Annotated in this window: 10 protein-coding genes and 5 pseudogenes; 9 read left to right on the forward strand and 6 right to left on the reverse strand. The window is 68.5% G+C overall.

Annotated features, from left to right (window positions below; all coding sequences use genetic code 11):
* The 6 genes and pseudogenes from D455_RS30365 to D455_RS36175 all read left to right on the forward strand — a co-directional run.
* Positions 1-189 (forward strand): annotated as a pseudogene (locus tag D455_RS30365) (bifunctional 5,10-methylene-tetrahydrofolate dehydrogenase/5,10-methylene-tetrahydrofolate cyclohydrolase); the annotation flags it as partial.
* Between the two features lie 198 nt (positions 190-387).
* Positions 388-969 (forward strand): GTP cyclohydrolase I FolE, encoded by a 582-nt coding sequence (gene folE / locus D455_RS0114060; protein ID WP_017571354.1) that lies wholly within the window; start codon positions 388-390, stop codon positions 967-969.
* A pseudogene (locus D455_RS36165) lies at positions 896-1,168 on the forward strand (glutamine amidotransferase-related protein); the annotation flags it as partial. The gene folE and the pseudogene D455_RS36165, both read left to right, overlap by 74 nt.
* Before the next feature lie 32 nt (positions 1,169-1,200).
* On the forward strand, positions 1,201-1,443 hold the full coding sequence (locus tag D455_RS35905; protein WP_275040892.1) for a glutamine amidotransferase-related protein: 243 nt from the start codon (positions 1,201-1,203) through the stop codon (positions 1,441-1,443).
* Positions 1,444-1,490: 47 nt separating this feature from the next.
* Positions 1,491-1,580 carry a glutamine amidotransferase-related protein gene (locus D455_RS36170; protein WP_394296638.1) on the forward strand — a complete coding sequence of 30 codons (90 nt, stop codon included), beginning with the start codon at positions 1,491-1,493 and terminating at the stop codon, positions 1,578-1,580.
* Positions 1,581-1,662: 82 nt separating this feature from the next.
* Positions 1,663-2,313 (forward strand): hypothetical protein, encoded by a 651-nt coding sequence (locus D455_RS36175; protein ID WP_394296639.1) that lies wholly within the window; start codon positions 1,663-1,665, stop codon positions 2,311-2,313.
* Here the strand turns inward: D455_RS36175 and D455_RS36180 are convergent.
* Positions 2,240-2,635, reverse strand: a pseudogene (locus tag D455_RS36180) (transposase); the annotation flags it as partial. The gene D455_RS36175 and the pseudogene D455_RS36180 overlap by 74 nt on opposite strands.
* Positions 2,593-2,709 (reverse strand): annotated as a pseudogene (locus tag D455_RS36020) (hypothetical protein); the annotation flags it as partial. The pseudogenes D455_RS36180 and D455_RS36020, both read right to left, overlap by 43 nt.
* A 278-nt stretch (positions 2,710-2,987) precedes the next feature.
* Between D455_RS36020 and D455_RS30375 the strand changes: the two are divergent.
* Both D455_RS30375 and D455_RS0114080 read left to right on the forward strand, forming a co-directional pair.
* A complete protein-coding gene (locus tag D455_RS30375; protein ID WP_017571357.1) occupies positions 2,988-3,287 on the forward strand; it encodes a hypothetical protein in 300 nt (99 codons plus the stop codon).
* Between the two features lie 6 nt (positions 3,288-3,293).
* Positions 3,294-4,289, forward strand: coding sequence for a zeta toxin family protein (locus D455_RS0114080; RefSeq protein ID WP_017571358.1), 996 nt, complete (start codon positions 3,294-3,296; stop codon positions 4,287-4,289).
* A gap of 347 nt (positions 4,290-4,636) precedes the next feature.
* On the opposite strand, the gene D455_RS0114090 is transcribed toward D455_RS0114080, so the two are convergent.
* The 3 genes from D455_RS0114090 to D455_RS0114100 form a co-directional block, all read right to left on the reverse strand.
* Positions 4,637-5,326, reverse strand: coding sequence for a response regulator (locus D455_RS0114090; protein ID WP_017571360.1), 690 nt, complete (start codon positions 5,324-5,326; stop codon positions 4,637-4,639).
* Entirely contained in the window at positions 5,323-6,546 is a 1,224-nt protein-coding gene (locus D455_RS30380) for a sensor histidine kinase (protein WP_449289310.1), read from the reverse strand. Before D455_RS30380 ends, D455_RS0114090 begins: the two co-directional genes overlap by 4 nt.
* 66 nt (positions 6,547-6,612) lie before the next feature.
* Complete coding sequence (locus D455_RS0114100; protein WP_241480253.1) at positions 6,613-7,527, reverse strand: CPBP family intramembrane glutamic endopeptidase; 915 nt, start codon at positions 7,525-7,527, stop codon at positions 6,613-6,615.
* Between the two features lie 357 nt (positions 7,528-7,884).
* Between D455_RS0114100 and D455_RS30385 the strand changes: the two are divergent.
* A pseudogene (locus D455_RS30385) lies at positions 7,885-8,547 on the forward strand (AAA family ATPase); the annotation flags it as partial.
* A 458-nt stretch (positions 8,548-9,005) separates the two neighbouring features.
* Here D455_RS30385 and D455_RS0114110 read toward each other — a convergent pair.
* Positions 9,006-9,590 carry a DUF2500 family protein gene (locus D455_RS0114110; RefSeq protein WP_017571364.1) on the reverse strand — a complete coding sequence of 195 codons (585 nt, stop codon included), beginning with the start codon at positions 9,588-9,590 and terminating at the stop codon, positions 9,006-9,008.
* Between the last annotated feature and the right edge of the window lie 57 nt (positions 9,591-9,647).

The raw sequence follows: 9,647 nt of genomic DNA on the forward strand, positions 1-9,647 counted from the left end.
GGAACGGGCGCGGTGGTCATTGACGTGGGCACCAACGCCACGGATGACGGCTTGATCGGCGATGTCGACGCAGGCGCGGTGGACGGCATCGCGGACGCTCTCACCCCGGTGCCCGGCGGCGTCGGACCAGTCACCACCGCGCTCCTGCTCGCCCACACCGTGCAGGCCGCTGGCCGTGCGGCGGGCTGATCGGCGCCGCAGTCGATGGTGTCGCGTTCGGCGGAGCGTGTGGCGGATGAAGTCTTCCTCCACCACAGGCTCCGCCGACGCCGAACAACGGGACACCGACCCAGACAGTTGACCAGAGGTGCACCAGTGACAGTGACGAAAGAACAGCCACCCGAGCCGCTACGAGACACGGCGACGACTCACGGCCCCCCGCCGCACATGGATCACGAGCCCGGCCTCGTGGACTTGGACGCCGCCGAGACGGCCGCACGCGACTTCCTCAGGCACCTGGGCGTCTCACTGGACCCGGAGGCCGCGGAGCAGACCCCGGGACGGATGGCCCGCGCGTACGCCGAACTCCTGACTCCCCGGCCGTTCAACCTCACCACCTTTCCGAACGAACAAGGGCGCGGGGACTTCGTCATAGCACGTGACATCCCCATGCACTCGGTCTGCAAGCACCACTTCCTCCCCTTCGCCGGGGTCGCCCACGTGGGCTACCTTCCCGGGGCGCGTATCGTCGGCCTCTCCAAGCTCGCGCGGGTCGTCGAACACTTCTCCCGCCGCCCCCAGGTCCAGGAGAGGCTCACCCAACAGATCGCGTCATGGCTCACCGAGCGACTCGACGCCGACGCCGTCGGTGTCGTGGTCGAGGCCGAGCACATGTGCATGAGCATGCGCGGCGTCCAGGCGTCGGGGTCGACCACGACCACCTCGGCGATGCTCGGTGCCCTGGGCAAGGACGCGGAACTGCGCAGAGAGTTCCTCTCCCTCATCAACCTCGCCAGGCCCGGAAGATGAGACCGGCCGCTCACCGTACCGGAGAACAGAGCGGATACCCGTACACACACTCCTGATCGACAACTACGACTCGTTCACCCACAACCTCTACGACCTCCTGGCACGGGTCAACGGCAGGCGCCCAACCGTCGTACGCAATGACGAACCCTGGAGCCGGGGGACGCTGCGCGGTGTGGACAACATCGTCGTCTCCCCCGGTCCGGCCGGCCGGACCGGGCCGCGGACTCCGGCATCAGCGGTTATGCCGTCCGGGCGGGCCTCCCACTCCTGGGGGTGTGTCTCGGGCACCAGGGGACAGGCCATCTCCTCGGAGGAGAGGTGGGCCGGGCTCCGCGCCCGGTGCACGGCCGCGTGGACACCGTCCACCACACGGGCGAGGGAATCCTCCCGGGGATCCCGACCCCCTTCTCCGCTGTCCGGTACCACTCGCCCGCGATCACCAGGCTGCCGCCGCAGCTCGACCGCAACGCCTAGAGTGAGGACGGCGTGGTCATGGCGCTCCAGCACAGGCACGAACCGCCCTGGGGGTGCAGTTCCACCCCGAGTCGGTCTGCGCGGCATACGGGGAGGAGATCCTCTCCAACTTCCGAAACCTGTCCCGAACACGGTGACGCCCCCTCGTCTCCCATCCATCGAGTGAGACGTTTGTATATTCACTGGCGCAGAACAGCTGTCGAACCCGAATCAGCGGAGGTGTTCGATGAGCTCTTCTCCTCCGCCGCCCACGGCTTCTGGCTGGACAGCGGTGAGAAGGACCGGGGAAGGTCCCGGTCCTCCCTCATGGGGGACGACAGCGGCCCGTGGGCCGAATGGGTGACCTACGGCGTCGACGACGGGATCGTGACCACGCGCAGGAACGGTTCGGCTCCCTCACATACCGAACGTCCCTTCTTCGACCACCTCGGCGAGCAGTTGGAGAAGCGGACCTCGGTCGTCCCGGAGGGGCTGCCCCTGGACTTCAACCTCGGCTACGTCGGTTACCTGGGGTACGAGCCTCAAGGCCGGGACCGGAGGCGCCCGCGCGCACAGCGCACGCACTCCGGACGCCGCTCTGCTGTTCGCCGACCGTGTGCTGGTGATCGGCCATCTGGAATCGGTGACCTACGCCCTGTGCCTCGGAGAGGACGCCGACGACCTGGTCGCCCGCACGTGGGTCGACGACGTCGACGCGCGCCTCCACCGGCTCGGGAAGAAAGCGGGCTCCTCCCCCGATCCCACGTTCGCGCAGCCAGCGGCGCCGCTCTCGCGAGTGGTAGGCCTTGTCGCCGTGGAGCTTGGCCGGACGCCGTCGCCGGGGGCCTCGCCGCGACCGCACCGCCGGGGTGCCCCGGACCAGGGGCTTGAGTGCCTCGATGTCGTTGACGTTGGCCGCGGAGACCGCGCAGGACAGCGGGAGGCCCTGGTGGTCGCACAGCAGGTGGGGCTTGGAGCCGGGTTCGCCCCTATCGGTGGGGTTTGGCCCCGTGCTCTCCCCCCTCTCTTGGCGCGGATCGACTGGGAGTCGACGGTGGCGCGGGACCGGTCCAGCAGGGCGCGTCTGCCCGGCTCGTCCAGGATGGTGCGGTGGATCGTGGGCCACAGGCCCGTCCCGGTCCAGGTCTGAAACCAGCGGTGCGCGGTGGCACGGGTGACGCCGAACAGGCCACCAGCCCTCTCCCAGGAACACCCTGAGGCCTGGACGAACAGCACCGTGGTCAACACGGCTCGTCGACCCACACGGGGACGGCCGGTCTTCGGCACGGTAGAACAGCATGCGGAGCCTCTGGTGCCGGGTTTTCTTGGTCGTTAACTCCTCTACTAGGGGCTTCTTGTTGTCCAGAAGAGGCTCCGGAGACCGGTACGGGCCCGTGACCTGCACCTTCAAGATGAAAAAGGCTCAATGTCGCACGAGTGGTGTCGACATCCACTAATGCCATTGATATCATCAACGGAACGTCTACGGTCGGCGGCCGATTCTGGCCAGGTCGACCCTCCAGACCAATCAGGAAAAACGCCGAGAAAAAGGACCGGAAACCCGAATGAACCCCGAGGAAAGCAATCCATCGCTCTCCGATCTCCCAGAGGCCCAGTGGAGCAGTGAGGACGTAGTCGACTACGACATCCTGGCAGACCTCATCAGGGATGCGATCGGCGTCCTCTCCAAGAACAAGCACGAGGAGAGATCGAAGGAAACCCCCGACCAGAGGGCGATCGAGCGAATCTCCGAGCGACAGGAGAAGCTCTCGAAAAGCCTTAGGGATCTGCGCGTGGCAGATGCAAAAACCGCGGACCAACTGAGAATCGAATGCCTTGCGATCATCAAAAGCGGGAAGCTCTAGCGCATAATGAACATAACCCCCGACGAGTTCGAAAGAGCGCGCCTTTCCACGGAGGAGAACAATCGGATCTTCCTTGAGGAGATCGCCCCTCAGCACCTCGCGGGAGGCTCCAGCCATGAGAATCCCAGCCTCGTGATCATCGGTGGGGCGACCGGTTCAGGGAAAAGTGGGATCACCGAAATCATCAGCAACGCCTTCGAGAAACGAGGAGGCGCCGTCCATATCAACATGGACGATTTCAATCCCCACCACCCCCAGTACACGGACCTGAGAAGGGAATCACCGGAGAAATCCGGCGCCCTACTCTGGGCTGACGGTCTCTCCTGGTGGAACAAGGCGCAGGATTACGCGAGCCATCCGGACCGCCGAAATGACGTGATCATTGAATCCGCTCTCCGCACCCCAGACGAGTTCGAGAACATCGTGCAGCGCTTCCGGGATCGGGGCTATGGATCGAATCACGCCGCACTCATGGGGGTAAATGAAGCTGTGAGCCTCCAGGGCGGACTCCACAGGTATGTCAAGTCGGTGGCCAAGTACGGCGTCGGACGCTATGTCGATCCGGAGATCCATAACGAATGCTACGCAGGCGTGGAACGCGCCGCGAAGGCCATTGATTCGGGTGAACTGGGGGAAGTTAACGCCGTATTCTTCCAGCGCGGCGGAATATCGAACACTCCACACCAGGGAATGAGTGCGATCGAACGCCTGAACAAGGAGAGAAACACTCCGTTCAGCGCACAGGAATCGATCGTCTTCACAAAAACCCAGGAGCAGATAAGGAACACAATCACCAGGAGCAAGAATTTCGATCCCCGCGAGAAACGTAAGCTTTTTGGTGAGTTGGACAGCATCGACGAGAAGGCGCAACCTCTGGTGAGGCCCAACTCCTTCGGTCTCCTGAGGGCCGCCCGAAGCCGGGCCGCCGGGACGCGGGCGATCACAGGACCAGCCCCCGGCCTCAGACAGAACAAAGAACCGGACCACGGCATCGAGCGTTAGAGCTCATCCATGATCCGCGTGTCCGTCATGACCGTGGGAAGGCGGTTCATGGACCCCTGGTTCCGGGAACCGGACATCGCGGAGCGCCCGCATACCCCGGTGAAGTCGGGAACCACTCCGTCGATGTTGTACGGGTGGATCTGGCCCTCCCCGTATCGACCCGGGCCGATCCCGCTGCGAGGTGCTGCCCGCTCCGGAACCTCTTCCAGCCCCGCAGAATCCTGACGGGGTCGGCATCCAGCGCGACAGTCCGGTGTTGCCCGGCCCGGCGCGGACGGCACCGCGGTGGGCGGAGTCGGCAACGGTCTCCACACCCGGCCGGGAACACGACCGGCGGTCGTGCCGTATCAGCCCGTCGGGCGCACCAACCCCGTCCGGTAGGCCAGGATGACCGCGTGGACCCGGTCCCGCAGGTCGAGTTTGGTGAAGATACGGGAGACGTAGGTCTTGACCGTTTCAGGCTTCAGCACCATCCGGGCGGCGATCTCGGCGTTCGACAACCCCTCGGCGATCAGACCCAGCACCTCCAACTCGCGGGGTGACAGCCTGTCCAGCGCCTGCGCCGCCTCCGGGCGCGCGTCTCCGGGCAGCAGTCGCTCCGCGAAGCGCCCGATGAGCCGGTGGGTGACGGCCGGATCGAGCAGTGCCTCACCGCGGGCGACGGTACGCACGCCGGCCACCAGCTCCTCGGGAGTGGCGTCCTTGAGCAGGAATCCGCTCGCCCCGGCCCTCAGCGCCCGGTAGACGTAATCGTCCAGGTTGAAGGTGGTCACCACCAGGACTCGGGGGGAACCGGCCGTCTCCGGTCCGGCCAGCTGCCGGGTGGCCTCGATCCCGTCGAGCACGGGCATCCGCACGTCCATGATCACCACGTCGGGGCGCAGCCGGACGGCCGTCTCCACCGCCGTCCGGCCGTCTCCCACCTGACCGACCACCCGCAACCCGGGTTGGGCGTCGAAGATGGCTGCGTACCCGGTGCGCACCAGCGCCTGGTCATCGCAGACCAGGATCCGGACAGGCGCGGACGGGTCCGTCATCGGACGCCCCCCAGCGGCAGACGGGCACGCACCACGAAACCGCCCCGGGGAAGCACGCCCGCCGCGAACTCGCCGCCGAACGCCCGCACGCGCTCGTCGAGCCCGATGAGACCGTGCCCGCCGGAGGGCAAATCCGGTGCAGGCGTCCCAGAACCCCCGGTGGTCACCTGGACGTCGATGCGGTCCCTGTCGTAGTCGATGAGGACCCGGGTCGGTTGGCCGTACGCGTGCTTGACCGCGTTCGTCAGGGCTTCCTGGACCACGCGGTGGACGGTCGGACCGGTCCCGGGGTCCATGGCGGGCCGTTCGCCCCGCACCCTCAGTTCGACCGGTTGACCACTTCTCCGGACCCGCTCGACCAGGTCGCCCATCTGGTCCGCGGCCGGGTCGAGGGCCCCTCCCTCCGGGTGGGCGGGGAGTCCGTCGTCAGCGTCCGGGGCGTGGGGGAGGTCGGGGTCATGGAGCACGTCCAGGAGCCGGCGCAGGTCGGCCATCGCCTGGCGTCCGCTGTCACTGATACCGGACATCAGGTCGGCGTGCCGGTCGGCGGGAAGGAACCGGGCGGAGTCGGCCTGCACCACCATGGCGGTGACGTGGTGGGTGACCACGTCGTGCAGGTCCCGTGCGATCCTGGTGCGCTCCCGGGCGGCGGCCGCCTCGGCAGCGCGGCGGTGCCGTTCGGCCTCACCCGCACGCCACGAGCGCATCAGCGCACCGCTCCCGGCGCAGGCGAGCATGATGAGGTAGAAGGCGACATAGTCGACGACCCGCTCGGACGATCCGCGTGCGGCCAACGCCAGGGCGAGCAGCAGGTAGCCGACCGTCAGCGCTGCCACCGTGGGGAACCGGAAACGGCTCTGGTGGGCACCGGCGCTGTAGAGCGCCACGATGACGCCGACGCTGGCGAACGTCGGCGGGTAGGCGAACAGCTGGACCGCGGCGAAGCACAGGGCCACGGCGGCGAGGCAGGTGAGGGGACGCAGACGGCGCACGACCAGGGGCAGGCACTGGCCCAGCACCAGGGCGAGGCCCACCGCGTCCAGGGACCGTTGAGGAAGCTCGCCCACCATGACCCCGTTGTCCACGAGGCCGGGCGCGAAAGCCATGGCTGTGAGGGTGAACGTGAGGACGCCGTCGGGCAGGGCGACACTCCGCGTCCTCCATCGACCCAGGAGATCCGTCACCCCGCTGGGAAGCGCTCTCGTTTCCGGATCGGGCACGGGCCGACTCTAGCGGACCTCCGAACCGCGTCGGCCGGCCCCGTCGACGGTGGACCACACCGCGGCTCAGCCTGTGGTCGGCACCTCCCCTCGGCGGTGGAGGCGGCCCCGGCGCTTGGCCAGGAGGAGGAGAGCCGCGGTGAGCGCGCTGCACAGCAGGACCGCCAACGGGCTCGCCTCGGGGCCGGAGGAACCCCCGAACAGGGGGTCCGAGCCGCTCATGCTGCCCGCGATCAGACTGCCGGTACCGACATCGGTACCTCCGACGCCCGTTCCGTAGACCCCGGACAGGGAGACGTTCCAGGCCAGGTGCAGACCGATGGGCAGCCACAGGCTGCGCGTGGCCGCGTAGGCGGCGCCGAGCATGAACCCCGCCTCGACGGCTATGGCCAGGGCGCCCCACAGGGTGAAGTCCGGGTTGACCACGTGCACCAGGCCGAAGACCAGGCCGGAACATCCGATCGAGCCCCAGGTGCCGAGCTTCTCCTCCAGCAGCCGGAACAGCACGCCGCGGAAGAGCAGTTCCTCGACGACCGCCACGCAGGTCATCAACCCCAGTGTGACGAGCAGACCGTCGAAGGACCCCCAGCCGGTCACGCGGTACCCGCCCAGGGCCGCGATCAGCAGGATCGTGGCCGTGAACAGCCCGAATCCGATGAGTGCGCCCCGGCCGAGGCCGGAGGCGGCTCCGGCCGGGGCCAGCTCGGTCACGCTCCGGTGCTCCAGCCACCGGACGAGGCCGACGTAGCACCAGAGGGCGAGCACCGCGGTACCGACGCCTACCGGCAGCGCGGTCACCGGGCTCCCGGAGGCCGCGGCGTTGACGGGCGCGGTGACGGTCATCACCACGAGGAGCACCGGGAACATGATCGCGAGCCGTGTCCAGGTGGACCGCGGCCGTCCCGTCGAGGCCCTTCCGTGTGGGGGCCGGGGGTTCTCCCGTCGTTCGGGTGAGGGCTGCTGCCCGCTGGACGGTCTCATGGTCTCTTCTCCCACTGCTCAGGCGCCCCGCGCCTCGGGGCCGCTACGGAACAGCAAGCTACGGTTCCGGCGCACCGCTCGGATGCCCCCTGGGGTGGGCAATCGGCACGTCGGTTCTGTCCCCCGCGAGAGCCACACGCCGGTGCGGTGTCCATGGTCAGCACGATGCCCGCGTGTCCCAGCACCGTCTGGACGGCTCTCGGCTCCACCTGTTTCGTGCCGGGCGTGGTGGAGGCTCCGATGTGTCCCGCGTTTTCCGGAGTCGTCGATGCCCGGTAGCGTCATGACATTGGTGACGCGGCCGCTGTGGGGCCGCGCCTCACCGGCGCGAAGGTCGGCTTTGAGGAGCTACCGCAGATGTTCCAGGGGCTGGCTCGGTGTGTGCCCACGGTGAATGACGCGACAGTGCGCGGCGTGCTCTACCCCCGGCGGTCCCTGGTCCTGGTCACCGGGGTGCCCGGGGCCGGGAAGAGCACCCTGCTGCGGCGGCTGTTCGGGCTCCGCGGAGACGAGGAGCGGACCGTGCTCACCGCGGAGGGTGTGCGGGTGATCGACTCGCTACAGTCGCGGTACCAGCTGGGCCCCTTGCTCGGTCGGGTCCCCTACCCACTGTGGCGCTGGGTGGTGCACGTCCTGCACCTGGCCCGGATGGCCGCGGCGCTGCGCGGCGGCCCGGTGGTGGTGCACGAGTGCGGGACCCGGCGCCCGGTCCGCGTGCTGCTCGCCCTGCTCTGCCGACTCCGCCGGTACGAGATGCACGTGTTGATGGTCGACGCCACTCCGCAGGAGGCCCGGAGCGGGCAGAACACCCGGGGGCGGCGGGTGACCGAGCGCAGCCACCGGGCGCATTCGCGGCGCTGGCGACGGCTGCGCACGGCCGCCCGGCACGGGCCGGCGGCGTTCGCGCCGGGCGCGCGCAGTCTGCTCGCACTCGACCGGCGCCGGGCGCGGGAGCTGGCCTGGATCCGATTCGGCCCCTGCGCGAACACCCGTGATCCCCTGCGTCCCGCGATGGAGTCGTCCCCTGCCCAGCTTGGACTCGTGATGTCCGATACCTGGTGGCACCGGCTGGTCGAACCCACGCGGTCCGGGTCGTGGGCCTTCGCCCTGCGGGCCGGGGAGTCCGGGTTGGTGCCTTCGATGGGACCGATCGGGGACTGTGGCGACTGTCAGTCTTCTCGCACCGGATCCCGCGAGGACCGGGGAGTCCCGGCCGCGGCGTTCCCCTCTTCGTCCAAGGCCGAGCTGGTCCGCGACCGCGACCCGTGAAGAGGCCTGGAGCAGGTGGAGATCGCGGTGGCCGAGTACGTGGACCGGTTCGACCACCGCCACCTGCACGGCGAGAGCGGCATGGTCCCGCCGACAGAGTTCGAGGACGGCTTCCACCGGCAGCGGACCGGGTCGCCGGAGGACGAAGCATTGGTTCCGATCCTCCATCGCACCCGGCACCCACTACTCGGACCGGCCGGTCATGACGATCACCATTCGTCGAGCGAGCCGACGAGCATCCAACCAGCGACCCCGGAGAAGAAGAGGGCGAACAGGACCTCCATGGCGAGCCCGGCCCCGTCGGCGAGGCCGTATGCCAGGGCATCCGCCGTTATGCTCACCGGCAGGAAACCCATGAACATCCAGGCGAAGGTGCGGAAGGCGAGCATGAAGAACCCGTCCCACCAGCCGAACAGCAGTCCCCACAGCAGGACCCCGAGACCGAGGAAGGCCAGGTACAGCCAGGCCATGAGCGTCGCGCCGGACTTCGGCAGGAACCACTCCGCGTCACCCGCGACCTCCACGCCGACGACCTCCCCGTGCCAGAGCCGCAGTGTGGCCGGCTGCCCCTCCTCGACCTCGGAGTAGAAGACCGACGACACGTCGCGGGTCTGCCGGGAACCGTCGGCCCGCTGCCAGGTGACCTCGTAGTGGGTGGTCGTGGTCGTGCTCGTATGCATGTGGCCGTTGGCGTCGGTGTGGGTCGTCGTCGAGGTCGTGGTGTAGGTACGCCGCCCGACGATGGAGCCCGCCTCGCTGTCAAGACAGTCCTCGGTGCCCCGTTCACACGCCACGGCCTCGCGGAACTCCCGGGTCTGCCGGTACGGCTCCCCCCCCCCCCCCCCCCCCCC

It is taken from the genome of Nocardiopsis halotolerans DSM 44410 (assembly GCF_000341065.1).
Taxonomy (GTDB): Bacteria; Actinomycetota; Actinomycetes; order Streptosporangiales; family Streptosporangiaceae; genus Nocardiopsis; species Nocardiopsis halotolerans.